Source organism: Myxococcus stipitatus DSM 14675, from assembly GCF_000331735.1.
Lineage (GTDB): Bacteria > Myxococcota > Myxococcia > Myxococcales > Myxococcaceae > Myxococcus > Myxococcus stipitatus.
Genome location: NC_020126.1, coordinates 6,310,508 through 6,336,116, shown reverse-complemented (window position 1 = coordinate 6,336,116; position 25,609 = coordinate 6,310,508). Strand labels below are relative to the sequence as shown.

Sequence of the window (25,609 nt, the reverse complement as noted above, 5' to 3'; positions counted from 1 at the left end):
TCCGTCACCTCGGGCCCTCGCTTCGCTGAGCGAGGGCCTGTGCCTTGAGCCCCTCCATGTCGGGAGTGAAGCTCCGCTCGGGCACGAGCCGAGGCCGGTGGACGCGGTCCATCCGGAACATGCGCGCCGCTTCCTTCTCCATGTCGCGCGCCAGGATGTACCAGACCGGGGACTCCACCAGCAGCCCGTGCGGCTCCACGCAGCGGCGGGTGCGCTGGCCGTTCCGGTCCTCGTAGTCGAAGGCCATGCACACCTGCTCGCGGAAGGCCTGCTCGAAGATGGCGAGCAGCTCCGCGGGAGGCGCGCCCAATTCCGACAGCACACGAGGACTCGCGGGGCGACCCACGACGACCCGCTGGCAGAGCTCCCGCATGTTCCGAGCGCGCTCTCTCGGCACGCTGGCGAAGAGCTTGTCCAACCCCGAGCGCGCCGCGCTTCCCCACGGCAGCGAGCTCCCCGTCGAGGACAGGCTCGCGGCCAGCCACAGCGCGACAACCTCCTCGATGGCCAGGTGGACGGCGGTGACGCCCCTGTCTCGCTCCAGGCGCACGCCTCCGCCCGGGCCCGTGTCGCTGGCGATGGGCAGGCCCTGCTCGCGGAGCGTCGCGATATCGCGATGCACCGTGCGTGCGCTCACCCCCAACGCAGCGGAGATCTCCGCGATGGTGGTGGCCTCTCGCCCGCGCAGGAAATCCACCAGGCGCATGATTCGACTCACTCTCGCCATTTCCTGACAGTTTCTGACAGGGATGGGACGTACTCAAGGATTCATGGCGCGGACGGACGCGCCCCTGAACCCAAAGAGGTTGTCATGAAGGGCCCTGCTGGAGAGCTGTTCGTGGATGACGGTGGCGTGGGTGGTCTTCCGGTGGTGTTCATCCACTCGAGCGCGGGGAGCACGAAGCACTGGGCGGCGCAGCTCGCGCACGTGCGCAAGACGCGTCGGGCCCTCGCGCTGGACCTGCGGGGACACGGCCAGTCGGCGGTCTCCGCGTCGGATGAGTCGTCGGTCGAGGACTTCGCCGGCGATGTGGCGGCCGTGGTGGACGGGCTGGGCCTGGAGCGGTTCGTGCTCGTGGGGCACAGCCTGGGCGGCGCCGTGAGCGCGGCCTACGCGGCGGCGCACCCGTCGCGCGTGGCGGGACTGTTGCTGCTGGACCCGGCGTCGGACGGCCGTCAGATTCCGGCGGAGCAGGCGCAGGGGCTGATGGGGGTGCTGGCCTCGGAGGCGTGGCTGCAGGTGGTGGAGGAGTACTGGGGGCCGATGCTCGCGCCCTCGAAGCCGGAGGTGCGGGAGCAGGTCCTCGGAGGGCTGCGCGCCACGGCTCAGTCCGCGGTCCGCTCCGGGTTGGGCTCGCTGCTGACGTTCGACCCGGTCGCCGCGCTGCGGAGCTATCCGGGCCCCAAGCTGTCCCTGGTGACGGAGTACAACCAGGGGCCGGATGCGTACCAGAACCTCGTGTCCGAGCTGCCGTCGCAGAAGGTGGAGCCCGTGACGGGCCACTGGGTGCAACTGGATGCACCCGAGTGGGTGAATGGCGCGCTCGACCGCTTCCTCGCGACGGTGCGGTGAAACGACTCGCGCGCCCTGGTGCTCACTTCCCGGTGAGCACCTCGGTGAGCGGCTTGCCCTCGGCGGAGGCCGGCATCCCCATCTCCAGCAGTGCGGCGATGGTGGGCGCGACGTTCACCGGGTCCGTCTCGGTGAGGTACAGGCCGGGCTTGATGCCCTTGCCCGCGAACACCACGGGCACCTGCGCGTCGTACGAATGCGGCGTGCCGTGGTTGCTCCCGTCCGGCGCGTAGTAGAGGACGTGGAAGGGACGCGGCACGTACATCACGTCGCCGCTGCGTCCCGGGAAGTAGCCCTTCCGTACCGCGGCCAGATAGCCCATCGGGTCTGGCGCGGTGTAGAGCTCGTCGCGCGTCACCGCCGTCAGCACATGCGGCTGCTTCGCCAGCCAATCCGCCACCGCGCGCCGTACCTGCGCTCCATCCACCTTGCCCGACTCGAGCGCGGGGCCGCGCAGGTACACGTCCATCTCCTCCATCAGGACGGTGACGTCCGGGCCGAAGCGCTCCTTCACCATCGCGGAGACGTCTTGGAGGACGGTCTTGGGCTGGATGCGCTGCGCGGGCAGGCCCGCCTCGGCCCACTGCTCAGGGGGCGTGGCGCCGCCATGGTCCGCCACCAGCACGATGGTCAGGTTGGCGCGGCCTCCCGCGGCGCGCTCGGCGGCGGTGAAGAGGGCGCCCAGGGCCTGGTCCAAGCGCAGCATCGTGTCCTGCATCTCCCACGAGTAGGGGCCGTACTCGTGAAACACCTCGTCCGTGCCGCTGAAGCTCACCGCGAGCAGGTCGGGCACGGCGTCCTGTCCCAGGCCCTCGCCCGCGATGGCCGCCTTGGCCGCCTCCACGAGCAGGGTGTGGGAGTCCGGCGAGACGGCGTATGCCTTGTAGAAGTCCGTCCCCGGCGCGGTGAGTCCGCCCGTCAGCGGATGCGGGAAGGTGCGGCCGAGCCCATACGAGTCCGCCTCGTAGCTCCGGTCATCCTCGCCGACGTACTCCTCGCGAGGCCGCATCAGCTCCCACTTCTTGCCGAAGGACGCGTCGGCGACTTTACGCTCGTTGAACTGCTTCATCCACGCGGGGAACTCCTTCGTGTACCAGGTGCCCGTGACGAACTTCCCCACGCTCGCGTCGAACCACCACGCCTGACCCAGGCGGCCCGCCATGGCGATGGCCGAGCGGGACTTGAAGGACATGGACACCGTCTTGCCCCGCTCCTGCGTGGCGAGCCGCAGGCGGTCCGCGAGCGTCTCCGCCATGAGGTTGGCGGGACCCGAGTCGCCCCCGGGCTTCTGCGTCGCCTCCAGCACGGGGTGGGTCGGGTCGACGTACGCGTAGACGAGCTTGCCGGTGGCGGCATCCACCCACCGGTTGTCGACGATGCCGTGCCGCCAGGGATTGGCGCCCGTGGCCAGCGTGGTGTGGCCGGGCGCAGTGCGGCACTTCGCGTAGGCGTACCTCGCGTAGGGGTAATAAGCCCCCGTGTCGAGCAGCCGCCCCAGCGCGCCCTGAAGCCGCGGGCGGTTGCGCAGGAGGACGTCGCTGCCGAGCGCGTCCACGGTGATGAGCAGGGTGAGTCGGGGCGGACGCGCGGCCGCGGGGAGGGTGGCCAGCGCGGCCATCAGGGCGAGGGCTCGAATCATACGTTCAAGAAGCTGCACTGCCCGGTGGGGCGGATGCAACCTCCGAGTGTCTTCGCGACTTGGACGCAGGCGGTCAGCCCCTGCTACGGTCCGCGCCCTCATGGTCGAGGCCCGCCTTCGCGTCATCTACGGCGACACGGATCAGATGGGTGTCGTCTACTACGCGAACTACTTTCGCTACTTCGAGTTCGCGCGCAGCGAGTACTTCCGCGCGCACGGCGGCAGCTACCGGGAGATGGAGAGCTCCGGGTTGATGCTGCCGGTGGCGGAGGCGAGCTGTGCCTACAAGTCCCCGGCCCGCTACGACGACGTCCTGGTCATCCGCGCGACAGTGAGCGAGTTGCGCCGGGCCTCGGTCGTGTTCACCTACGAGCTTTTCCGCGAGGGCGAGCCGCGCACGTTGCTGTGCACCGGTCGTACCCTGCACGCGTGCGTGGGCCGCGATGGCAAGCCCACTCGGTTGCCGGAGTCCGTGGCCCGGCTGCTGGAACATCCGAACGCAACACCTTGAAGGAGCACAGAAGATGGATCGCAACCTGGCAATGGAGGTCGTGCGCGTCACCGAGATGGCGGCCATCGCTTCCGCCCGACTGATGGGCCGCGGCAACAAGAACGAGTCGGACCAGGCCGCGGTGGACGCCATGCGCCGCGCGTTCGACTCGCTCAACATCGACGGCACCGTCGTCATCGGCGAGGGCGAGCGCGACGAGGCGCCCATGCTCTACATCGGCGAGAAGGTGGGCCGCCGTGGAGAGGGTGACCCGGGCGTGGACATCGCCCTGGACCCGCTGGAGGGCACCAACCTGTGCGCCTACGGCCGTCCGGGCTCCATCTCCGTGGTGGCCATGTCCAGCCGCGGCGGGCTGCTCAACGCGCCGGACACGTACATGGAGAAGCTGGCGGTGGGCCCGCGCGCCCGAGGCGCCATCGACCTGCGCAAGACGCCCACGGAGAACCTGCGGGCCGTCGCGGAGAAGATGAAGGTCTACGTGGAGGACCTCACCGTGGTGGTGCTGGACCGTGAGCGGCACCAGGACCTCATCAAGGAGGTCCGCTCCGCGGGCGCCCGCATCCGCCTCATCGAGGACGGTGACGTGGCCGGCGCCATCGCCACGTGTTTCGAGGGCACGGGCGTGGACGTGCTGATGGGCATTGGCGGCGCGCCCGAGGGCGTCATCTCCGCCGCGGCCATCCGCGCGACGGGCGGCGACATGCAGGGCCGGCTGGTGCCCCGCAACCAGGGCGAAATCGACCGCGCCAAGAAGATGGGCATCACCGACATGTCCAAGATCTACACGGCGGAGGAGCTGGCCCAGGGCGAGGTGATGTTCGCCGCCACGGGCGTGACGAGCGGCGACTTCCTCAAGGGCGTGCGCTTCTTCGGCGGCGGCTGCGAGACGCACTCGGTGGTCATGCGCAGCAAGACGAGCACCGTGCGCTTCATCCAGTCGCTGCACAAGTTCGACAAGAAGCCGGGGTACGCTGCCATCTAGGCCGTTCCACCGACCCACTCGGAGACCGACACCATGCCTGGCGCCACGCGGACCATCGTCATCAACGCCCCCATCGAGAAGGTGTTCGACGTCATCACCCAGTATGACCGCTACCCGGAGTTCCTCTCCGAGGTGAAGGCCATCCGCACCGCCAACCGCAAGGGCAACACCGTCGACGTCCACTACACCGTGGAGGTGATGAAGACGGTGCGCTACTCCATCCGCGTGGTGGAGGAGCGGCCCACCCGCATGGCCTGGTCCTTCATCGAGGGTGAGGTGATGAAGGACAACAAGGGCAGCTGGGTGCTGGAGCCCGAGGGCGAGGGGAAGACGCGCGCCACCTACAACGTGGAGATGGCCCTGGGCCTGCTCGTGCCGAAGACCATCGTCAACGCGTTGGTCGAAACGTCGCTGCCGAAGATGCTCGAGTCGTTCAAGCGCCGCGCCGAGGCCCCCTGAAACAATCGTTTCAGGGTCTGTTCGGACCTCACGCCCGGAATCGACCCCGTCCGCCTGGAGGAACCAGGCGGGCGAGGGCTTGTGTCAGGGGCCCTGCCTCCCCCAACCCCGGAGTCTTCCAGGGAACGGGTCTGCTTGCGGGCCGTCGCGAGGGCATTAGAATCAACACCATCCCGACCGGAAGTTTCGGCTCTCCATGACATCTACGCCACGGTTCCCCTGGCTCGGATGTCGGATGGCGGACGAGCAGCCGTGCGAGATGACGGCAGCGTACCCAGTGCGGAACCAGGGTTCTTAATTTGCATCCAAGAGTTGTTGAAGTGCTTTATGGGCGGGACGGCGGGCGTACATCGGGGTACGTAGGCTGAGGGGAGACGGAAAACCCATGCTCGACGCCTTCATCATCGAAGAAATCAAGCGCCGGGAGCGCCGCCGGGAGGAGCGAGAGAGGCCCGTGGTGGAGCTGCCGCTGCCCATGCCCGAGGACCGCCCGCGTCGTCGGACGGAGACCGAGGACGAGAAGCCCCAGCGAGGCGTGGTCGTCATCGACCTGCTGGGCTGAAGAAAAGGCGTGGCCCCAGGGCCGCGCCTCGTGGAACCAGGCCCGCGGTGGGCGTCCCCAGTGAGGACGGACCCCCGCGGGCTTCGTCTATCCCGCGCTCGCCGCTCAGGTGGCGACGAGGCTCAAGAGGTGGCGCGGGTGGTAGACGTCCCAGAGGGGCCCCTTCGTCGTGGCCAGGGCCTCCAGCACGTGCTTGCGCCACTCCGCGGGAAGGGCCTCCTCGCCGTGGAAGGCCCCCACCAGCGCGCCCGTCACCGCGGCGTGGACCTCCGTGTCGCCGCCCCGGTGGACGACGTCGATGAGGGCCGCCTCCGCCGTGGGGGCGTGGAGCAGCTCCCAGAAGGCCAGCCGGAAGGCGACGTGGAGGGCGTGCTGGGTGCGGTGCAGGTGCAGCTCTGGTCCGTAGAGGCGAGGGTCGTCGTCGCGCGCGCGGGCCAGGTCCTCGCGCAGCAGCGCGGAGGCGGTGGAGACCTCCTGCACGTAGTCGGGCGCGGAGCGTCCGAGCGCCGCGCCGGCGACCAGCAGGCCTGACTCGGCGGCGGTGAGGAGGTCGTCGGGCTTGAGGTCGGCGCCGCTCGTCACCGCCTTGGCGAGCGCGGCGGTGAAGGCGGCGCACGCGAGCTGGCTGCGCGGGTCGAAGTGCGTGAGCGCGGAGTCCTCCAGCGTGGCGGTCGTGCGCGCCTTGGCGTCGTTCGACAGATACACGCCCAGCGGGGCGATGCGCGCCAGGCTGCCCGCGCCCGCCGTCTTCCGGTGTCCTCGCAGCCAGACGCGCCGGGCCGCGCCCAGCGGAGGCAGGCCGGAGTTGCACTCGTCGAGGACTTCCTTCAGGGCCTCGCTGACCTCGAAGGCGTGGGGCTGCCAGGCGCGGTAGCGGCGCAGGACGTCCGCGGCGTCGTAGCGCTTGAGGTCTCGCAGACTGTGGCCCAGGCAGCAGGCGAGCTGCACCTCCTCCGTCACCTGTCCCTTGCGCAGCTCACGAGGCCCGCCGCCCGTCATGCGCGAGTAGGGGCCATCCGCCATCGTGGGGAAGGGCGCGGACAGCAACGGACGGTGCGCGGTGGGCACCGAGAGCGCGTTACCCACCGCGAGTCCCAGCAGGGCGCCTCGGCGTCGCTGGGCGAGGAGGGGGTCGGGCCCCTGAGGGGCGTTGCGTCGGCGGGGGGGCGGCATTCGGCGGGTGGACACTGTAGCAGCGCCGCCCGTGAGCGTGCTTGCCCACTCCCAGGGCCTCTTCTACAACCGCGCGGCTATGCCGAAACCGCGCATCCTCGTGTCCAACGACGACGGCTATTTCTCCGAAGGACTTCAGGCACTGGTGGAGGCGGTGAGTCCCCTGGGAGAGGTCTGGGTGGTGGCGCCGGACCGCGAGCAGAGCGCCGCGTCCCACGCCATCTCCCTGCACCGGCCCCTGCGCATCAAGGAGGTCCGGGAGCGGTGGTTCGCCGTGGATGGGACACCCACCGACTGCGCTTATCTGGCCATCGTCCATCTCCTGAAGGATGCTCGGCCCACGCTCATGGTGTCCGGCATCAACCACGGTTCGAATCTGGCGGAGGACGTCACCTACTCAGGTACGGTGGCGGCGGCGATGGAGGGGGCCCTGCTGGGGATTCCCGCCATCGCCTTCAGCCTCGTGGCGCGGGGGACGTTCGATTTCGCGCCCGCCGCCCGGTTTGCCCGCTCCATCGTGACGACGGCGCTGGAGCGCCCGCTGCCCCCGAGGATGTTGCTCAACGTGAACATCCCCGGCGGCGTGGAGCCGGACGGCTACAGCGTCACCCGCCTGGGCCGCCACTCGTACGGCTACAGCGTGGTGGAGAAGGAGGACCCGCGCGGCCGGAAGTACTACTGGATTGGCGGCAGCGAGTATCAGCACGAGGACATTCCAGGCAGCGACTGCAACGCCGTGCACCTGGGCCGGCGGGTGTCGGTGACGCCGCTCCACCTGGACCTCACGGACCATGGCCGACTCGAGGACCTGGGGAGCTGGAGTCTCCCGGGCTACGCTCGACACGAGCCGGATGGTGCCTAGCGTTGAGTCCGGGGACCTTCAGCCGAGCGAGCTGCTCGCTCCTGGTGCTGCTCCTGTCCGCGCTGTCCGCGGGCTGCGCGGCCACCCGAGCATCCGCTCCTGAACCCGAGCTCACCCTGGAGCCCACCCGGTCGTCCGCGGCCCCTCGCGCGGCGGGGGCTTCCTCGCGCGGGGACGATGCGCCCGCCGCCGCGCCCTCCGGCAGCTTTCCCTTCGCGCTGAGGTCCGCGCACGCGGAGCCGGAGCTGGTGGCGGTTCGGCACCGCGTCGCCCCGGGCGAGACGGTGTATCGCATCGCTCGCACCTACGGCCTCACGGTGGAGGAGCTCAAGGACGCCAACGGCATCAAGGACGTGCGGACCCTGTCCGTGGGGCAGGAGCTGACGATTCCCGGCGTGGAGCGCAGCGTGCCGGTGGAGGCCCCGGAGACCCTGGCCGCGGAGGCGGACCCCGAGCCCGTGCGCACGTCGCGGGATGCTCCGCCCCGTCGAGGAGGCCCGGTGGTGGCGCGGCGGGAGGAGCCCGCCCGCAGGCCCTCGTCGCGCCCCGGCGCCGCGCGGCCCCGACTGGCCACCCAGGGGATGATTGACTGGCCCCTCCGGGGTGTCCTCTACGGCCGCTTCGGGAAGAAGGGCCGAGAGCCTCACGACGGCATCGACCTGGCGGCCCCCTCCGGCACCCCCGTGAAGACGGCCCAGGAGGGCACGGTGCTCTACGCTGGCGAGCAGCGCGGCTACGGCAACATCGTCATCGTCGAGCACTCCAACCGGCTCATCACCCTCTACGCCCACAACCGGGACTTGCGCGTGCGCACCGGGCAGAAGGTACGCAGGGAGCAGGTCATCGCCACCGTGGGTGAGTCTGGCAAGACGTCCGGTCCCCACCTGCATTTCGAGGTGCGCCTGGATGGCAAGCCCGTGGATCCCCTCGACTATCTGGGGCCGATGCCGCCCTCGTAAGAGGGCGAGCGGGGGAGCGCGAGTCGGCGTGCTCCGGGCTTCGGGCAGGGAAGGGTAGAGTGCCGCGCCGTGCCGCACTCCTTCACCCCGCTGTTCGCCGGCCTCCTCGTGCTCCTGTCCCCGTCCGTGGGGGCCCAGGCGTCGCCGGAGCCGTCCGTCCCTCAGGTTCCGGCTCCGGCCGAGGGGACCCCGGCCGCGCCAACACCCGCGCCCACGCCCGAGGAGGCTCCGCTCAGCGTCGCGGTGCTCTCGTTCGACGCCAACCCCTCCGCGCGGGACTCGGTCGCGGGGGTCACTTCGCTCATCACTTCGCGGTTGGCGGAGTCCCCTCGCTTGTGGGTCGTCTCGCAGCGGGAGGTCGACGCGCCGCTCGACGAGGTGAAGCGGCACCAGCTCGCCGAGCTCAAGTCGTGTGAGCGAGGGGAGTGCCTCAAGGAGCTCGCCGCGCTCACGGGGGCGCGCTTCGTCGTCACCGGCCGCGTGGACCGCTTCGGGGACACGTATCTGCTCAGCGCCAACCTCGTGGACACCGAGCGAGGGCAGAGCCTGTCGACACCTCGCGCCGAGGCCCCCGAGGCCGACTCCCTGTTCCCCGCCGTGTACGCCGTCGCGGACGCGCTCGTCGTCGAACTGCTCCAGCCGGGCGCGGGGCAGGGGGCTCGACCGCTCATCGGCGGTGCGCCGCGCGTGGGTGGGGGTGGCCTCTCGCTGGGCCTGCGCATCAACAACAACTTCGTCGACAAGCTGTCCGCCCTCAACCCCGGTGGTGACCTGGAGGTGGGCTACTGGTTCCATCCCGAGTGGATGGGCTTCATCCAGGTCGGCTTCACCTATGTGCACTCCACCGCCGAGGGCGCGAAGGGCGGCCTCAACGTCCTCCCCAGCGTCGTCGGCGCGCGCCACTACCACAACGTGGAGAGCTCGCTGCGCCCCTACTGGGGCTTCGGCCTGGGCGTGCAGCTCTCCTTCGGTGACTTCGGCATCTTCCAGTCCACGGGGCCCTTGCCCACCGTCGTCGGCTTCCTCGGCCTGGAGTACCTCATCGCGGGCCACGTGGGCGTCCAGCTCGAGGCCGGGACGAACGTGGCCCAGGCGGTGCTCGGGCTCGCCGAATCCAAGCTGGGCGACGGCCTCAATCTGGACCTCAACCTGGGCATCGCGTACCACTTCTAGGATTAGGAGCCGCCATGAACTCGCGCCTGCGCGCCTTGCCGCTGATTGCCCTGCTCGCCTCCGCCGCGTGTGACGAGCGTCCCAGTGTGACGCCGAAGGACCACGCGGAGGGGCTCTACGTCAAAGGCACCGCCGAGTACCTCCAGGGTCACTTCGAGGCGGCGCTCGCCTCGTACGAGCAGATGCACGCGCTGGCCCCCAATGATCCGCGCCTGCCCGCGGCCCGAGGCGAGGTCTATATCTCCATGGGCAAGCTCCCCGAGGCCTCCACCGAGTTCGAGGCCGCGCTCAAGCTGGAGCCCAAGCGCTCCACCAACTGGAGCCGCCTGGGCTTCGTCCAGGCCCAGCTTGGAAAGACGGACGAGGCGCTGGGCTCGCTGCGCAAGGCCGTGGCCCTGTACCCCAACGACTTCAACGCGCTGGAGCAACTGGCGGAGATCCACCTCAAGAAGGGGGAGCTCGACGACGCCGTCCGCCACTTCACCCTGGCCGCCGGGGCCGCCTCGGGGGAGTCGAAGTCGGAGCTCCTCCTGCGCGCGTTCGAGGTGCTCGGCAAGCAGGACCGCCACGCGGAGCTGCTCGCGCTCGCGCAGAAGTCCGTGAACGAGGGCGTGCGCTCCTCGGGCGTGTACACCACGCTGGGGGACTCGCTGGTGCGCGCGGGCAAGCTGCGCGAGGCCGCCGCCGCGTATCAGGAGGCCGCGGGCCTGGCGCCCAGGGACCCGACACTCTGGGAGCTGGTGGGCACCATCCATCTGCAGCTGGACAAGCCCGGAGATGCCATCGCCGCGTACAAGGAATCCCTGCGCGTGAAGGACCGCGCCATCGTCCACGTGGCGCTGGCCCGCATCCAGCTCGCCATGAAGAGCCAGGAGGGCGCGGAGCAGGAGCTCGCCGAGGCGCTGGAGTCCGTACAGGGCAACGACGTGCGCGAGCTGAAGGAGCTGGCCGACCTGCTCGTCACCATGGGGCGCAAGCCGGACGCGCTGCGCATCCTGGCCAACCTGAGCGCCGAGCATGACTTGCAGAAGGACGTCGCCCTTCAGCTCGCCACGGCGAAGCTCGCCCACGAGCTGAAGGATGTGGCCCTGCGGACCGCCGCCTGTGCCCGCGCGGCCGCCGCGGACCCCGCCGTGAAGAAGTGCCCCTGAGCCACCTCGGCCCAAGGGCGCGGCACTACGCGCGCCCGCCCTGCATCTTGCGGTACACGCCCACCACGAGGCCCAGGATCATCGTCGAGCGGAACTCCGTCCGGCTCACGTAGATGGGCTGCATGGTGGCGTTCGCCGGCTGGAAGCGGATGCGGTCGCCTTCCGGGTAGTAGCGCTTCACCGTGGCCTCGTCCTCGATGAGCGCCACCACGATGTCGCCCGGCTGGGCCGCCGGCGTCTTCTTCACGAAGAGGTAGTCGCCGTCGTGGATGCCGTCGTCAATCATCGACTGGCCCTTCACCCGCAGGGCGAAGACCTCCCGGCCGTTGACGCCTCCCAGCAGGAAGCTGTCGATCTTGACCGAGTCCTCCATGTGCTCCTGGGCGAGCAGGGGCGCACCCGCCGCCACCTTGCCCAGCAGGGGGACCTCGATCATCCCCGCATCCCGCTTGGCTCCCAGCCCCAGCAGCAGCCGGGCACGCTTGGTGGGCACCAGCGAGCGGCTCTGCTGCTCGCCGCGGTTCAGGTAGCCCTTTCGCTCCAGCGCCTTGAGGTGGTCGTTCACCCCGTTGGTGGAGCGGATGTCCATGTGCTCGCCAATCTCCCGAATCGTCGGCGGGAAACCGCGCGTCTCGGTCTCCTTGACGATGAAGCTGAGAATCTCGCGCTGGCGGTCCGTCAGCTCTTCCATGCGCTCCCTCGCTCGGCCGGCCTGATTCCCTTGGGACAGTTCCCCAGGCAACAGGCTTTCAGTGTCCACTTTCCCTGAACATACGTGTAGAGTCAATCCGTTCAGTGTCCCACTACGCACCGCGAGTGCGTGTCGAACTTTTCGGCATTCTCAGTTCTTGAGGGCAGTAGACGATCTCGACGTACAATTCCGCCTGCTTTGTCCGAGCTCCGCCACACGCTGCTCTTCGTCGACGACGAGGCCGACGTCCTGGACATCCTGTCGCGGATGTTTCAGCGCCGGTATCGCGTCCTCACGGCCCTGAGTGGTCAGGCCGCATTGGAAGTCCTCCGTCGCGAGCAGGTGGATGTGCTCGTCACGGACCAGCGCATGCCGGAGATGACGGGCATCGAGCTGGCGGCGACCGCACGCGCCGAGGGCTTCGATGTCACCACGCTGTTGTTGACGGGGTTCACGGACCCCGACGACCTCATCGCGGCCATCAACCAGGGACAGGTGTATCGCTACATCACCAAGCCCTGGGACGTGAACGACCTGCTCATCACCGTGAAGAACGCGGTGGAGTACACGCAGCTGCGGCGGGACAAGGAGAGGCTCATCCGCCAGCTCCACCAGCGCGTGGAAGCGCTCTTCGTCCTGTACGAGGTGAGCCGCGCCAGCGCGAACGACCCGGCCAGCTACGACAACATCATCGACCGCGTGCTCATCGCCGTGGCGCGGGTGCTGCCGTACGACTGCGGCGCGGCGCTCATCGCTCCGGATGAGTCTCGCAGCGCGACGCTGCGGCTGCGCTGCCATGGCACCGTGGGCGAGCAGGCGCTGCTCGGCGTGAAGGAGTCGATGCTCGGCGCGTACCGCAAGAGCAGCGGCCTGTTGTTGCCGGAGGACCGGGTCATCACCCGCGTGGCGGGGACGACGACCCAGGACGTGGCGGCGCCGGTGGTGTACCCCAGCCAGCTCACGGTGAACCTGGTGGCTGGAGGCCGCCCGGTGGGCATGTTGTCGCTCTTCAGCCAGCGCGCGGACGCCTTCACCGAGGACGACGGCGTGCTGCTGGACGTGCTCGCCAACCAGACGGCGGACGCTATCCAGTCCCTGCGCTCGGCGGAGGAGGAAGCCCGCCACCGCATGGAGCGGATGGTGGAGTCCATGGCCGACGGCGTGGTGCTCACCGACGAGAAGAACGACATCGTCGTGATGAACCCCGCGGCGCGGCGGCTGCTGCGCGTGGGCGATGACCCGACGGAGCACACCAGCCGGATGATGGAGGAGCGGCTGGGCTTCCAGCCCTTCCACCTGGTGCGAGGCTGGGAGTACAGCGGCACGCAGGTGCTGCGCGAGGAGGTGAAGCTCTTCGACCGCCACGTGCAGACGACCACCACGCCCGTGAGCGACGCGCGCGGGACGCTGCGAGGCGTGTGCGTGGTGCTGCGCGACATCACCGACCAGAAGCGCCTGGAGGAGCGCAAGGACGAGTTCGTCTCCATGGTGAGCCACGAGCTGCGCACGCCGCTCACGTCCATCTCCGGCGCGCTGGACCTGGTGCTCAACTTCATGGCGGGCGACATCAACGAGCGGCAGCGCCGCTACCTGTCGCTCGCGCGGGACTCGACGGAGAAGCTCAACACCATCGTCGACGACCTCTTGGACCTGTCGAAGTTCGCCAAGGGCCGCCTGCGGATGAACTTCGAGGTGGCCTACCTGGACGAGCTCGTCCAGCGGGTGGTGGAGAAGTACGGCCCGGCCTTCGGCGAGAAGCGCGTGCTGGTGACGCCCAAGCTGCCGCGCCATCCGCTGCGTGTCCTGGCGGACCCGAACCGGCTCAACCAGGTCCTCAACAACCTGCTCAACAACGCGGTGAAGTTCACCCCGGAGGGCGGCGAGGTGCGCGTGGAGCTGCACGCCACGTCCAGCCTCCCCGGCTACGTGGTGCTCTCCTGCTGGAACAGCGGAGACCCCATCGCCGAGGACAGCCTGGAGCGCATCTTCGACCGCTTCGAGCAGGCGCGCACCAAGGCGAACCGCACCGTGCGCGGCACGGGCCTGGGCCTGGCCATCTGCCGCAACATCGTGGAGTCCCACGGCGGCCGCATCTGGTGTGAGCCGTGCGCGGACGGCGTGCGCTTCATGGCGGTGCTGCCCACGGAGCCGCCGCCGGAGCTGCGGCAGTCGGAGGACTCGGCGGAGGTGCCCGGGCCTCGCAGGCGCGAGAGCCGGGGGCGGGTGCTGGTCATCGAGGGCGAGCCCGAGGTGGGCTACATCGCCAAGGCGCTGATGTCCGCGCGGGGCTACGAGGTTCGGCTGGCCTTCAACGCCGAGGAGGGCCTGGCGAGCGCTCGCAAGCATCATCCGGACATGGTGCTGGTGTCCGTGCGGTTGCCGGACGTCGACGGGCTGCGGCTGGCGGAGATCCTCCGGCATGACCCGGAGACGCGCCGCGCGCCGCTGCTGCTCACGTCCGCCTTCGACGAGCGCCAGCGCGCCTTCCGCGCGGGGGCCGATGCGTTCCTGGTGCGGCCGCTGACGCCGGACAAGCTCCTGGCCTCGGTGGACTCGCTGGTGCGAGGCCGCTCCGGTCCGGCCCACGGGCGGGTGCTGGTGGTGGACGACGACCAGAAGATCGCCATCATCTGCCGCGAGGTGCTGGAGAACATCGGCTTCGACGTGATGGTGGCGGGCTCGCTGGACGAGGGGCGCCGCTCCCTGCGCGAGCGCCGGCCGGACGTCATCCTGCTGGACGTGACGCTGCCGGATGGCGACGGCTTCCTCTTCCTGGAGGAGATCAAGGCCGAGCGCGCCAGCGGCCACATCTCCGTCATCTTCATCTCCGCGCGCGCGGAGACGTCCTCGAAGGTGCGCGCCCTCAAGCTGGGCGGCGACGACTACCTCACCAAGCCCTTCGACGCGCTGGAGCTGGGCGCCCGGGTGGAGAGCGTGCTGCGGCGCAAGGAGCAGGAGCTGTCCGCGTCGCCCACGACGCAGCTGCCGGGCTCCACGGCCATCGAGCGCGAGGTGCAGCGGCGCCTGGTGGCGCGGCGGCCCTTCGCCTTCTGCTACCTGGACCTGGACAACCTCAAGGCCTACAACGACTACTACGGCTTCGCGAAGGCGGACGGCGTCGTGCGTCAGACGGGTGACCTGATGCGTGAAATCTTCGCGCAGGAAGGGGTGCCCGGAGACTTCCTGGGCCATGTGGCCGGGGACGACTTCGTCTTCATCGCCGCGCCGGAGTCGGTGGACCGCGTCTGCCAGACGGCCATCGAGACCTTCGACCGCATCATCCCGCTGTACTACGACCGGCAGGACCGGGAGCGGGGCCACATCGAGGCAGAGGACCGCTTCGGGGAGCGCCGCCGCTTCCCCATCATGAGCGTGTCCATTGTCGCGGTGATGACCGACGGCACCCAGGACCACGCGGAGCTGGCACGTCGTGCGGCGGACATGAAGAAACGGGCCAAGGCCATCCAGGGCTCCGTCTACCTGCGCAGCGACCGGGAGCAGGTGGTACGCTCCGTCGCCGGGTGAGGCTCTACCAGCAACTGGTCCTGTTCATGCTCGCGGCGACGGTGCTGCCGCTCGCCGCGGTCGGCTTCCTGCTCCTGTCGAGCGCGGAGGCGGAGCTCGCCGCGCGCATCGACGCCGAGCAACGCACCCAGGCTTCCGCCACCGCGGAGGCCGTGGGCGCCTCGCTGATGGAGGTCGTGGACGCGCTGGCGCGCTCCGCGGAGCTCATCAACTGGCAGGCCGCCACGGAGGCGGAGACGGTGGGAGGGCTGCGCCTGCTGTACGGCCAGTCCCCCGCGGTCAGCGCGGTGATGAAGCTGGACTCGCAGGGGCGGCTGGTGGGCTCACCCGTGTTCCGCGCGCAGGGCTCGGAGGGCCACCCGGGCTTCCAGGCGGATGGGGTGGAGCGGATGTTGAGCTCCGTGCCCGTGCAGCCGCTTCGCGCGGGCGGCAAGGGACAGGCGGCGCTCGGGAGCGCGTATGTCCTGGGGGAGAGTGGCCGCGCGGCGGTGACGGTGGCGGTGAAGCTGGCGGAGGGCGAGGACGCGCCCTTCGCCCTGGCCGAGGTCGTCTTCGCGCCGCTCGAGGCCGCCCTGCGCCGCCGCCCGCCCGGGGCGCTGGGGCGGGTGGACCTGGTGGACGAGGACCGGCGCATCCTCGCCAGCTCGGAGCCGGAGCGGCGGATGACGACGCTGGCCCCGGAGTTGGTCGCGCACCTGCTGGCCCCGGTCGCCACCGAGCCGGACTCCGTGCGCAGCTTCCGCGTGGAGGGGCCGCCCCGTCGGGTGAGCGTGGCCCGAGTCACGCGCGGGCTTCGCTTCGACGTCGTGGTGGAGGTGGACGAGGCCTCGGCGCTGGCGCCGGTGCGGGCCATGCGGCGGACGGTGCTCGCCTCCATCGGCGCGGCCTTCGTGGTGCTGCTGGGCTTCGGCGCGCTCTTCACCCGGCGCTTGAACCAGCGGCTGTCGGAGGTCGTCCAGGGCGCGGAGGCGTACGGACGCGGAGAGCTGGACCGGCGTGTCGCCGTGCGCGGACAGGACGAGCTGAGCGAGCTGGCCACCACCTTCAACCGCATGGGCGAGGAGCTGGAGTCGGCGCGCGCGCGGATGCTGAGCTGGAACGACGACCTCCGCGTGCGCGTGGACGAGGCCACCCAGGAGCTGCGCAGCGCCCAGGCCCAGCTGCTCGAGGCGCAGAAGCTGGCGGCGGTGGGGCAGCTCGGCGCGGGCGTGGCACACGAAATCAACAACCCGCTGGCCGGCATCCTCGGCAACGTGCAGCTGCTCATGCTGGACCGCGGCCCGGCGGACCCGGACCTGACGACGCTGCGCAAGATCGAGCAGAGCGCCAAGCGCTGCAAGGAGATCACCCAGAACCTCCTGCGCTTCTCCCAGCAGCGCGAGCGCGCCGACCTGCGCCCGGTGGACCTCAACGCCGTGGTGCGCGACGCGCTCAGCCTCACGGAGCATCAAGTCCTCAGTGACGGAGTGACTCTTGTCACTCAGTTGGCGCCGGGCCTGGGCCGTGTTCGCGCGGACCCGGGGCACCTGTCGCAGGTCGTGCTGGCGCTGCTGTCCAACGCGCGCACGGCGATGCTGAAGTCACCCACCCGGCGGCTCACCCTGCGCACGGGGCAGCGGGACGGGAGCACCTTCCTGGAGGTGGAGGACACGGGGAAGGGCATCTCTCCCGACATCCGACCCCGCATCTTCGAGCCCTTCTTCACGACGAAGGACGTGTGGTCCAACGTGGGGTTGGGGTTGAGCGTGTCCTGGCGAGTCGTGACGGAGGCGGGAGGGACGCTGACGGTGCGCTCGGAGGTCGGGCAGGGGGCCTGCTTCATCGTGGAGTTGCCGAGGGCCTGAGCTTCCCACTCGGGCTGTGATAGCTAGGAAGTCGCATGGCCGAGCCCCGCCCCACCCGGCGCCAGACGCCCTTCTACGTCGGCCTCGTGCTGATTCTCGCGGCCTTGCCGCTGGGCTGGTTCCTCTTCCTCCACCATCCACCGCCGCCACCTCCACCGCCCGCGCCGCCCGTGGCGCCCGTGAGTCCCCCGGAGGAGGAGAAGGCCCTGGAGCTGGAGCTCACCGAGGTGACGGGCACCGTCGAGGTGAAGGAAGGCGACGGCTCCTGGCGCAAGGCCTCCGTGGGCATGGCGCTGCGGCGTGATGACAAGGTGCGCACGGACGACGGCTCGTACGCGGTGCTCATCGGCGGCGAGGTGGTGGAGTTCCGCATGGACCCCGGCACCGAGGTGTCCGTCGAGGACCTGAAGCCGACCCTCTCGAGCGTGCGGCTCGCCAACGGTATGGCCACCGCCATCGTCCGCTCCGGCAAGCGCCACACCTTCGAGGTGAAGGCCGCGAAGAGCGACGCGGTGGCGAAGCTGCAAGAAGCCGGTGCCTTCACCATGACGAGCAACGGCGAGGGCACCGTCGCGGTGGGCACGCGCGAGGGCGAGGTGACGTTGGTGGGCCAGGGCAAGGTCGTCATCGTCCGCGCCGGCCAGCAGTCCGTGATTCGCCCCGGTCAGGCCCCCTCGGAGCCGTCCCCGGTCCCCACCAGCCTGCTGCTCAAGGTGGACTGGCCCTCGGAGCGCACCCGCCGCGAGAAGGACCTGATTGTTCGCGGGCAGACATCTCCCGGAAGTCGCGTGCAGGTGAACGATGTGCGTGTCACTGCAGACGCGGACGGACGCTTCGAGCGCAAGGTGAAGCTCAAGGAAGGCTCCAACACCATCGATGTCCGAGCGGTGGGCGTCGGGCGCGTCGAGCAACGCGACAAGGCGGAGCTCATCGTCGACACGCGGCCCCCTTCGCTGAAGACGGACCCGGACATCTGGAATCAAGCCAGCGACGGCGCGCACTGAGAGCAGGCATGCGGGCGAGCGGCTTGACCCTCGAGGGAGGGGCTTCCTAGACTTCGTTCCCACAGTTGTTCCTGTTCAAGGGCAATCCAGGGCGAAAGCGCTGGTGCGCAAAGCCGCGGGGCCTGAAGTCCGGCCGGCCGTGGTTGCCGTGGGAAGCACGCTCCGGGGTGGATTCCGGGCCCACTGCGCCTTGTGCGGGCCATGGGTCTGTCGTTGTGGAGTCCCCCCTCGGAAGGTGGTTGCCGATGCCACGTGCTCTCGCCCTTGTGACGTGTCTGCTCCCCGCACTGTCCGGCGCCGCTCCAGAAGTCGGTGAGCTCTCGGGAGTCTCCAAGCTGGTGAATGGCGGCCCGGGAGACCAGACGGACCCGCACGTGAGTGGGGCCCTGGTGGCCTACACGAGCGAGTCCGGAGGTCAGAGCGAGATTCGCTACCACGACCTGGTGGCGGGAACGGACCAGGCCATCCCCAACGGCGGCGCGTTCGACTTCGTGTCGGACGTCAGCGGCAAGACGGTGGTGTTCACCCGCGTCAGCACCTCCAGCGCCATCTTCACGTACGACGTGTCCTCGGGGCAGGCCCCGGTGGAGCTGGCGCCCCAGGCGGGCAGCAGCCGCAGGTCCGCGGTGGTCGGCGGCCGCACGGTGGCGTGGCAGGACTTCGGCTACACCGGCAGCACGCTGGAGCCGGAGATCGCCGTCTACGACCTGGACAAGGCCTCGCTCACCCGGCTCACGAATGACCGGATGCTGGACCGCACGCCTTCGGTGTCCCCCGACGGGAAGACGGTGGTCTGGGCCAAGTGCGATGCGGCGGGGCAGGGATGCGACGTCTGGCAGGCGCGCTGGGGCGGCTCGGGCTTCTACTCGCAGGCGCTCACGGGCAGCGAGGGTGAGGAGTCCCAGCCGGACACCAACGGAGACCTCGTCGTCTACGCGAGCACGCGGATGGCGGAGGGGGGCTCGGACCGGGACATCTACTGGAAGTCCGTCAACGGCGGCACCGAGCAGCACCTGGCCCTGCCGGGCATCGATGCGAACCCCAGCATCAGCGGCTCGTTGATTGCCTTCGAGCGCAAGGACCCGGCCAGGGGCCACTTCGATATCGCGCTCTACAACCTGGACACGCAGATCCTGTATCGGCTCACCGATGCGCCGGGAGACGAGAGCCTCAACGACTTGAGCGTGAGCGAGGACGGCACCGTGCGCGTGGTGTGGACCGCGCGGGAGAACGGCGACTACAACGTGCACGCCTTCACCTTCAAGCTGCCGGGCAGGAACCCGTGTGTCGACGCGGCGGCGACGGAAGGTGAGGCGGCGCCCACGCCGGAATCGGTGTGCTTGCAGCCCGGCAAGACGCCGCTGCTGGCGGCGCTGGAGGTGGCTCGCACCACGGGGCAGCCCAACGCCGTGTCCCTGGGCTTCTACGGCCGGGGCGCCGGTGTGTTGTGTGTCGACAATGGATACAGCGGCGAGCGCGCCACGTCGGGTTGGGTCTGGCTGGATGGCGCTGAAATCGTCGACCCGTCCAGCTTCAAGCCCACCGTGTCGCTCGTGGCTCGCAACGTCACCCTGAAGGGAAACACCTGGCTGGCGTCACTCATCTCCGGAAAAGCAGGAAGCTCGTTCCGCATTCGTGTCTACGGCAATGCGTCGCAGTGCGGCGCGGTGGAAGCGGAGGCTCCGGCGGAGGAGGGCGCACAGCGCATCCCTGGGGAGCACGTGGCGCCTATGTCCCTGGATTTCGGTGGGGTGTCAGTCGTGACCTTTGTCCCGGAGGAGTCGGAGCGGGGTGTGGGTTGCAGCGCGGGTGGGAGCTCGCTGGCGGCGGCGGGGCTGGTGCTGGTGGCGTTGTGGCTGATGCGTCCTCGGCGTGAGTTCGGGGTGGTGAGGCGGAACAAACTTCGGCGGAGCGGAAGGGCCCTGTAGACTCCGTGCCGTCCTGAAACGTTTTCTCCCTCCCCCAGCCCTGCTGCTGCTGTGCGTGTGTGCCGTCTCGGCCTGGGCCGACACGCTCGAGGTCCTGGGACCTTCGTCCGCCGTGACGCCCGAGGGCTTCCCCGTGGCCGTGGTGCGCAAGGACGCATCCGGTGCTCCGGTGCCCTTGTTGGGCACCCCCATGCTCTCCACCGAGGGCGCGGACGTCCGGCCCGGTCACGCGCAGCCGCCGCTGGCGGGCTTCGTCGTCGTGCCGCGGCCGGGCTCGCGCGACGTGGTGGTGCGGGCGCGGGTGGAGGGGCTGGAGGCCCAGGCGCGCTTCGTGCTCGGCCCGCCGGCCACCGAGGTCAAGCTGGGGCTGGAGCCCGCCGCGCCCGTGAAGGGGCGGGACAAGGAGGCGGTGCTCACGGTGAGCCTGTTGCGGCCGGATGGCACGGCCGATGACAGCGGCGCGCCGCCGGTGGTTCGCGTCAGCACCGGCAAGGTGGAGGGCCTGGAGCGCGTGGCGCCGGGCATGTACCGGGCGCGCTACATCCTGCCGGACACGCGGCATCCCGAGGTGGCCATCCTGGTCGCGTTCTCCGCGTGGCCCAGTCCCCAGTCGGTGCATGGGGCCTATGGGCGGGTGCTCGTGCCGCTGGCCGCCTCCGTGAATCTGCCGGGGACGACGGAGCCGGACGCGCGCATCTCCATCGACATCGCGGGTGAGCGCTTCGGCCCGGTGACGGCGGGGCCGGATGGCCGCTTCCGGCTGCCCATCGTCGTGCCGCCGGGGCATCGCTTCGGACAGGGCCTCGTGATGGACCGCGTGGGGAACCTGCGTCGGGAGCGCATCGACCTGATGCTGCCTCCGACGGATGGGCTCGCGTGTGTGCTTCAGCCGCAGCGGCTCCCGGCGGATGGGGTGTCCCGCGCGCGACTGCTGTGCGCGACGAGCGACCCGATGGGTCAGCCCGTCGAGGACGCGAAGGTGACGGCGCAGGCTCGGCATGGCGGACTCAAGGGCCCGTCGCGCGCGGTGGGCGGCATGCTGGAGTGGCTCTACACCGCGCCGCGCTCGCTGGCGGGAGATGAGCACATCGAGGCGGCGTGGCCTCAGCGCGGCGCGGGCTCTCGCGAGGGGCTGGCGCTGCAACTCGTGCAGGGGCCGGTGACGGACGCGACGCTGTCCGTGTCGGACTCGCTGGTGCATCGGGGGGGGCGGTTGGGTTTGACGGTGCTCACGCGTGATGCGTTGGGCCGCCCGCGCCCGGGGGCGATGGTGTCGTTCGAGGCCCCGGAGGGTCGCTTCACGCCTCCCGCGGAGTCCTCGCCCGGTGAGTCCACCAGCACGTGGCACCCGCCGGACTCGGGGGGAGAAGAGCAGGTGACCTTGAGGGCTCGGGCCTGGGGCCCCGCTGGTGGTGAGCCCGCGCGCATCTCCGTGTGGCGCCTGGATGGCGTCCTGCACGCGAGTGTGTCGGACCTGGCGGGACTGCCGGTGCCCTCGCAGCCGCTGCGCGTGGATGGGCACCCGGTGACGACGGGGCCCGATGGAACGGTGTCACTGGGACAACTGTCACCGGGGATGCATCTGGTATCGCATGGCGTCTGGACGGGGTTGGCCAGGACGCTCCATGTCCTGGGCGACGCGGGGCTCGCGTATCCGCTGGATGCGCCTGGGATTCCCGAAGCCGTTTCTCGGCAGGTTCGTGTGGCGCCCTCGGTCCCCGTCAACGTGCGGCTCCTCGTGGACGGGACGCGTGTGACGTACTGGGTGGAGGACGCGAGCGGGAAGGTGCTGGACGGGCGCCAGGTGCATGTCGCGCTGTCGAGTGGCGCTCGCGAGGCACAAGAGACGCGTGATGGACGCACGTCCTTCACGGTGCGCGCCGAGCGCCCGGTGAGCGTCTCCGTGGCGGACGTGGACACGGGTGTCACCGCGCTGGCCGAGGTGCGCCCATGACGCGCACGGTGGCGTGGGTGCTGGTGTTGAGCCCCTTGCTGTGGACGGGGATGGCCGCGGCACAGGGTGTGCCCATGGATGTGCCGTCGCTTGCATCCACGCTCGCGGGCCGCGTGTGTCAGGACACGAATGGCGACGGGCTGTGCGGTGCCGATGAGCCGGGGCTCGCCGACGTGCGCCTGGTGCTGGCGACGGGGCGCGAGGTTCGCACCGACGCTCGAGGGCGCTTCCACCTCACGGGGGTGGACTCGCGCACGCCAGACCCCACGCGGGGACTTCATCTGCGGCCGGGGCGTCACCGCCTCAAGGTGGACGTGCGCACGCTGCCTCGTGCGAGTCAGGTGACTCCGGAGGCCGCCACGGTGGAGGTTCCGTGGGGCGCGGTGGTGCTCCAGGACTTCGCGGTGCGGACACTCAACCGTGAGGCCCGTCCGCTGGGGTTCTCCTACGCGCATCAGCCCCCCGAGGCCGACGTGGTCTCCGGCCAGGACGCGGTGCGCTTCCGCGTCGCGGGACAGGCGGGTGAGGGAGACGAGGTCCGGGTCGGCGAGGTGAGCGCGGAGGTGGATGCGACGGGCGCATGGAGCGCGCTCGTGCCGCTCATCGCCGGTGAGAACATGCTGTCCCTCACCGCCACTGCTCGCGATGGCACGGTTCGCCTGTATCACCAACGCATCGACGTGGTGCGCCGGGCGGAAGGCTGGCTGGTGGTGCCCAGGGCCCTGGAGCTCGTGGCCACGCTGCGACTGCCCTCGGCGCGCGGTGAGGCGGCGGCGACAGGGGTCACTCGAATCACGGTGGAGGCGGCGCCGGGCACGAAGGTGACGGGGCCGGAGGACGCGCGTTTCGACATCGGCGCCGAGGGCCGTGTGGACGTTCCCGTGACGCTGCGCTCCGGGTTGAACCGCGTGCCGCTGGCCCTCGCGCTGCCGGAGGCGAGCCCGCGCGAGCTGTCGCTGGACGTCCTCGCGGAGCCCCGGCCCTTCGCCGTGGGCCTCCTGGACGTCGAGCTGGCGTACCTGCTGGAGGGCGGAGACTTCCAGCTCCGAGGCCGAGGCACCGCGCACGGAGAAGCGCGCCTGGGGCCCGTGGACATCGTGGGTGAGCTGGACCTGCGTGACACCGATGGCCGCACGCTGCGAGGCGCGGACCTCCCCGACTGGCTGCGCCCTCGTGTCGCCGAGCGCTTCGAGCGCGCGGCGGACCCGGACTTCTCGCCCGAGGAGTGGGGCGACGACTCGGTGTCGCTGACGCCCAACCCGACAGAGGCGCGGCTGCGCGTGGAGGCTCGGCACGCGGAGTTCGGACGCGCGGGCCTGGGCACCTATCGCGCGCTGATTCAAGACCGGGAGGTGGGGCGCTACCACCGGCCGCTCTTCGGCCCGTACGCGGAGCTGAGGTCTTCGGACGGCTCGGACCCGGGACTCCCGCGCGTGGGCGTGGACGCATTTGGTGGCGCGCTCTCGGACCCGACGCGGGGGCTGTCGGCGGTTCCCGCGCACGAGGAGCTGCGCGCGACGGGCGGCAGCCTCTACTACCTGGGCGCGGTGTCGGTGGCGGAGGGCTCGGAGCTGTTGCGCGTGGAGGTGCGAGACGGCGTCACCGGCCTGCCCCTGGCGGAGCGGCACCTGGTGCGAGGCCGCGACTACGACATCGACTACTTCGCCGGCCGCATCCTCCTGTCGCGTCCGCTCTCCTTCCTCGCGGCGGAGACCTTCCTGCGCACGGACCTGGTGACGCAGTCTCCGGAGCCCGTGTTGGTGGCGGACTACGCGGCGCTGCGCGCGGCGAGCACGCAGGACTCGGGAGGCGGCGAGCTGTGGGCCGAGTGGGCGGGAGTCCACCTGGGCCTCGCGGGAGTCCGAGAGGGGCGCGAGGGCCGGCCCTATACGCTCTACTCAGGACGTGCCTCGGCGAAGGTGGGGGCCTACGCGCTGGAGGCGGAGGCTGCTTCGAGTCGCGGCACGGCCGTGGACGTGGGCGTGTTCGGCGTCTCCGATGATGGCGGCCTGAGCTTCCTGCGTCCTGGCGCGGGGCTGGGGACCGGCGGTGAGGCGCTGGGCTTGCGAGTCCGTGGACCGGGCGCCTGGGGCGATGGCTCCGTGGATGCGTCGTATCGCTGGCGCGAGCGAGGCTTCTCGGATGGCGCGCACCTGGACGCGGCTCGCTTCCAACAGCTCTCGCTGCGCGTGCGTCAGCCGGTGGGCAAGCTGCGGCTGTCGCTGCTCGCGGATGGACGCCGCTCGGCGGACCCGCGTGAGCCATTCGTGGACAACCCCTTCTCCGCGAGCACCGTGGGCGTGAGCGTGGGATGGGAGGAGCCCACCTGGAGCGTGAGCGTGGAGGCCCGGGACTCACGGCTGAAGGCGGCCGAGGTCGTGGGGCAGGGGGATGCGCTCTCGGGAGGCCGCACCTCCGCGGGTGTCGCGGGCAGCTACCAGTTGTTCGACGGGCTCTGGTTGCAGGCGTCGCACCGGCAGAAGCTGGCCCTGCATGGCGCGGGGCCCGGGCGCATGAACGACACGTTCACCGCGGCGGGCGTGGACGTGGAGCTGGACCGGGACACGCGGGTGCTGGCGCGAGGCGGCTGGGGTCCGAAGCTGGGTCCTCGTGCGTGGGCGAACGTGGAGTCGCGGCGCGGCGCGGACGTGTTCTACGGCGGATACTCGGTGGACGTGGACGGGCCGGACTTCGGCGCCGGGCGCACGCTGACGGGCGCGAGGACGGAGCTGCCCGACAGCGGCACGGCGCTCTTCGTCGAGGAGGTGGGCCTGCATGACGCCAACTCCGTGCGCCTGTCGCGTGCCGTGGGCTTCCAGAAGACGGTGCCGGGTGGCTTCACCGTGGGGGCTCGCTACGAGCGCGGGGTTCGCAGCCTCCTGGATGTGAACCCGCCCCTGCGGCGGGACGCGGGCGGAGTCTTCGGGCAGTGGCTCTCCGACCGGCTGCGCCTGGAAGGACGCGTGGAGCTGCGGCGGGAGAAGGGCACACCCGAGCGTGGAGTCTCCGCGCAAGTGGACCGCCTCCAGACGGTGGTGGCCCTGGCCGCCGAGGCGCAGCTGCTTCGCGACGTGACGGCCTCCGGCCGCGTGGACTTCGCTCGCACGCTCAACGACGACGTGTTGGAAGCCCGACTGCTGGAGGGCTTCGCGGCGGTGGCGTGGAGGCCGGGGCCGTGGCTGGTGATGGCGCGCTATGCCGTCACGCGGGAGCTGCTGCCGGGCACTCGCGCCGCGTTTGGTGAGCGGGCCCTGCAGATCCTCTCGCTCATGCCGGCCGTACGGCTGGGAGACAGGTTCGCGGTGGGCGCGGGCCTGCACGCGGGGCGCAGCAGCCTGAAGGACTCCGCGCGGTGGGTGTGGACCGGCACGGTGCGCCCGTCTGTCCGGGTGGTGGGCGGCCTGGAGGTCGCCGCGGAGCTGGCCCGTCGGACTTCGTCTCCCTCGGGAGAGCGGCTGACCGCGGTCCGGGCGGAAGTGGCATATCGGATGAATGAGACGCTCCGAATGGCCGTGGGGTACACACTGCTGGGCTTCAGCGGTTTGGGTCTGGCCTCCGAGTCGTCCGAGAATGAGGACCGGCTCTACTTGAGGGCGGAGCTCGCCTACTAGGAGTATTG

At 70.4% G+C, this 25,609-nt stretch carries 19 protein-coding genes and 1 riboswitch; of the genes, 15 read left to right on the top strand and 4 right to left on the bottom strand.

Going from position 1 to position 25,609, the window contains the following annotated elements; all coding sequences use genetic code 11:
* Positions 1-4: 4 nt before the first annotated feature.
* Positions 5-706, bottom strand: a complete 702-nt coding sequence (locus MYSTI_RS24505) for a helix-turn-helix transcriptional regulator (RefSeq protein WP_015350488.1) — start codon at positions 704-706, stop codon at positions 5-7.
* A gap of 105 nt (positions 707-811) precedes the next feature.
* Between MYSTI_RS24505 and MYSTI_RS24500 the strand changes: the two genes are divergently transcribed.
* A complete protein-coding gene (locus MYSTI_RS24500) occupies positions 812-1,573 on the top strand; it encodes an alpha/beta fold hydrolase (RefSeq protein ID WP_015350487.1) in 762 nt (253 codons plus the stop codon).
* A 22-nt stretch (positions 1,574-1,595) separates the two neighbouring features.
* Here the strand turns inward: MYSTI_RS24500 and MYSTI_RS24495 are convergent, their stop codons facing one another.
* Complete coding sequence (locus MYSTI_RS24495) at positions 1,596-3,212, bottom strand: alkaline phosphatase family protein (protein ID WP_015350486.1); 1,617 nt, start codon at positions 3,210-3,212, stop codon at positions 1,596-1,598.
* A gap of 100 nt (positions 3,213-3,312) precedes the next feature.
* Between MYSTI_RS24495 and MYSTI_RS24490 the strand changes: the two genes are divergently transcribed.
* The 4 genes from MYSTI_RS24490 to MYSTI_RS43910 all read left to right on the top strand — a co-directional run bounded on the left by MYSTI_RS24490 (position 3,313) and on the right by MYSTI_RS43910 (position 5,726).
* A complete protein-coding gene (locus tag MYSTI_RS24490; RefSeq protein WP_015350485.1) occupies positions 3,313-3,723 on the top strand; it encodes an acyl-CoA thioesterase in 411 nt (136 codons plus the stop codon).
* 13 nt (positions 3,724-3,736) lie between these two features.
* Positions 3,737-4,705 (top strand): class II fructose-bisphosphatase, encoded by a 969-nt coding sequence (gene glpX / locus MYSTI_RS24485; RefSeq protein WP_015350484.1) that lies wholly within the window; start codon positions 3,737-3,739, stop codon positions 4,703-4,705.
* Positions 4,706-4,738: 33 nt separating this feature from the next.
* Positions 4,739-5,164: a type II toxin-antitoxin system RatA family toxin gene (locus tag MYSTI_RS24480; protein ID WP_015350483.1), complete on the top strand. Its 426-nt coding sequence runs from the start codon at positions 4,739-4,741 to the stop codon at positions 5,162-5,164.
* Positions 5,165-5,549: 385 nt separating this feature from the next.
* Complete coding sequence (locus tag MYSTI_RS43910; RefSeq protein WP_015350482.1) at positions 5,550-5,726, top strand: hypothetical protein; 177 nt, start codon at positions 5,550-5,552, stop codon at positions 5,724-5,726.
* Between the two features lie 105 nt (positions 5,727-5,831).
* Here the strand turns inward: MYSTI_RS43910 and MYSTI_RS24475 are convergent, their stop codons facing one another.
* Complete coding sequence (locus MYSTI_RS24475) at positions 5,832-6,899, bottom strand: ADP-ribosylglycohydrolase family protein (protein WP_015350481.1); 1,068 nt, start codon at positions 6,897-6,899, stop codon at positions 5,832-5,834.
* A gap of 79 nt (positions 6,900-6,978) precedes the next feature.
* On the opposite strand from MYSTI_RS24475, the gene surE reads away from it, so the two are divergent.
* From surE to MYSTI_RS24455, 4 genes are all read left to right on the top strand, one after another.
* A complete protein-coding gene (gene surE / locus MYSTI_RS24470) occupies positions 6,979-7,761 on the top strand; it encodes a 5'/3'-nucleotidase SurE (RefSeq protein ID WP_044900602.1) in 783 nt (260 codons plus the stop codon).
* Between the two features lie 2 nt (positions 7,762-7,763).
* Positions 7,764-8,720, top strand: a complete 957-nt coding sequence (locus tag MYSTI_RS24465) for a LysM peptidoglycan-binding domain-containing M23 family metallopeptidase (RefSeq protein WP_015350479.1) — start codon at positions 7,764-7,766, stop codon at positions 8,718-8,720.
* A 69-nt stretch (positions 8,721-8,789) separates the two neighbouring features.
* Entirely contained in the window at positions 8,790-9,893 is a 1,104-nt protein-coding gene (locus tag MYSTI_RS24460) for a hypothetical protein (RefSeq protein ID WP_015350478.1), read from the top strand.
* A 14-nt stretch (positions 9,894-9,907) separates the two neighbouring features.
* Entirely contained in the window at positions 9,908-11,044 is a 1,137-nt protein-coding gene (locus MYSTI_RS24455) for a tetratricopeptide repeat protein (RefSeq protein WP_015350477.1), read from the top strand.
* A 25-nt stretch (positions 11,045-11,069) separates the two neighbouring features.
* Here MYSTI_RS24455 and lexA read toward each other — a convergent pair whose 3' ends face one another.
* On the bottom strand, positions 11,070-11,735 hold the full coding sequence (lexA, locus tag MYSTI_RS24450; protein ID WP_015350476.1) for a transcriptional repressor LexA: 666 nt from the start codon (positions 11,733-11,735) through the stop codon (positions 11,070-11,072).
* Positions 11,736-11,933: 198 nt separating this feature from the next.
* Here lexA and MYSTI_RS24445 point away from each other — a divergent pair, with 198 nt between their 5' ends.
* From MYSTI_RS24445 to MYSTI_RS24420, 6 genes are all read left to right on the top strand, one after another.
* Positions 11,934-15,260, top strand: a complete 3,327-nt coding sequence (locus tag MYSTI_RS24445) for a response regulator (RefSeq protein WP_015350475.1) — start codon at positions 11,934-11,936, stop codon at positions 15,258-15,260.
* Complete coding sequence (locus MYSTI_RS45370) at positions 15,257-17,104, top strand: sensor histidine kinase (RefSeq protein ID WP_015350474.1); 1,848 nt, start codon at positions 15,257-15,259, stop codon at positions 17,102-17,104. The genes MYSTI_RS24445 and MYSTI_RS45370 overlap by 4 nt, the downstream gene beginning before the upstream one ends.
* 35 nt (positions 17,105-17,139) lie before the next feature.
* Complete coding sequence (locus MYSTI_RS24435) at positions 17,140-18,108, top strand: FecR domain-containing protein (RefSeq protein ID WP_015350473.1); 969 nt, start codon at positions 17,140-17,142, stop codon at positions 18,106-18,108.
* Positions 18,109-18,178: 70 nt separating this feature from the next.
* A riboswitch (cyclic di-GMP riboswitch) is annotated at positions 18,179-18,259 on the top strand.
* Between the two features lie 94 nt (positions 18,260-18,353).
* The gene (locus MYSTI_RS24430) at positions 18,354-20,036 is read left to right on the top strand and encodes a TolB family protein (RefSeq protein WP_015350472.1); all 1,683 of its coding nucleotides are present in this window, start codon (positions 18,354-18,356) and stop codon (positions 20,034-20,036) included.
* A gap of 55 nt (positions 20,037-20,091) precedes the next feature.
* Complete coding sequence (locus MYSTI_RS24425) at positions 20,092-21,990, top strand: hypothetical protein (protein ID WP_015350471.1); 1,899 nt, start codon at positions 20,092-20,094, stop codon at positions 21,988-21,990.
* Positions 21,987-25,601 carry a hypothetical protein gene (locus MYSTI_RS24420; RefSeq protein WP_015350470.1) on the top strand — a complete coding sequence of 1,205 codons (3,615 nt, stop codon included), beginning with the start codon at positions 21,987-21,989 and terminating at the stop codon, positions 25,599-25,601. Before MYSTI_RS24425 ends, MYSTI_RS24420 begins: the two co-directional genes overlap by 4 nt.
* Positions 25,602-25,609: the final 8 nt, after the last annotated feature.

Coding starts and splice junctions, on each gene's coding strand:
- MYSTI_RS24505 (WP_015350488.1), bottom strand. CDS start 706: ATGCGCCTGGTGGATTTCCTGCGCGGGCGAGAGGCCACCACCATCGCG.
- MYSTI_RS24500 (WP_015350487.1), top strand. CDS start 812: ATGAAGGGCCCTGCTGGAGAGCTGTTCGTGGATGACGGTGGCGTGGGT.
- MYSTI_RS24495 (WP_015350486.1), bottom strand. CDS start 3,212: ATGATTCGAGCCCTCGCCCTGATGGCCGCGCTGGCCACCCTCCCCGCG.
- MYSTI_RS24490 (WP_015350485.1), top strand. CDS start 3,313: ATGGTCGAGGCCCGCCTTCGCGTCATCTACGGCGACACGGATCAGATG.
- glpX (WP_015350484.1), top strand. CDS start 3,737: ATGGATCGCAACCTGGCAATGGAGGTCGTGCGCGTCACCGAGATGGCG.
- MYSTI_RS24480 (WP_015350483.1), top strand. CDS start 4,739: ATGCCTGGCGCCACGCGGACCATCGTCATCAACGCCCCCATCGAGAAG.
- MYSTI_RS43910 (WP_015350482.1), top strand. CDS start 5,550: ATGCTCGACGCCTTCATCATCGAAGAAATCAAGCGCCGGGAGCGCCGC.
- MYSTI_RS24475 (WP_015350481.1), bottom strand. CDS start 6,899: ATGCCGCCCCCCCGCCGACGCAACGCCCCTCAGGGGCCCGACCCCCTC.
- surE (WP_044900602.1), top strand. CDS start 6,979: ATGCCGAAACCGCGCATCCTCGTGTCCAACGACGACGGCTATTTCTCC.
- MYSTI_RS24455 (WP_015350477.1), top strand. CDS start 9,908: ATGAACTCGCGCCTGCGCGCCTTGCCGCTGATTGCCCTGCTCGCCTCC.
- lexA (WP_015350476.1), bottom strand. CDS start 11,735: ATGGAAGAGCTGACGGACCGCCAGCGCGAGATTCTCAGCTTCATCGTC.
- MYSTI_RS24435 (WP_015350473.1), top strand. CDS start 17,140: ATGGCCGAGCCCCGCCCCACCCGGCGCCAGACGCCCTTCTACGTCGGC.
- MYSTI_RS24430 (WP_015350472.1), top strand. CDS start 18,354: ATGCCACGTGCTCTCGCCCTTGTGACGTGTCTGCTCCCCGCACTGTCC.
- MYSTI_RS24420 (WP_015350470.1), top strand. CDS start 21,987: ATGACGCGCACGGTGGCGTGGGTGCTGGTGTTGAGCCCCTTGCTGTGG.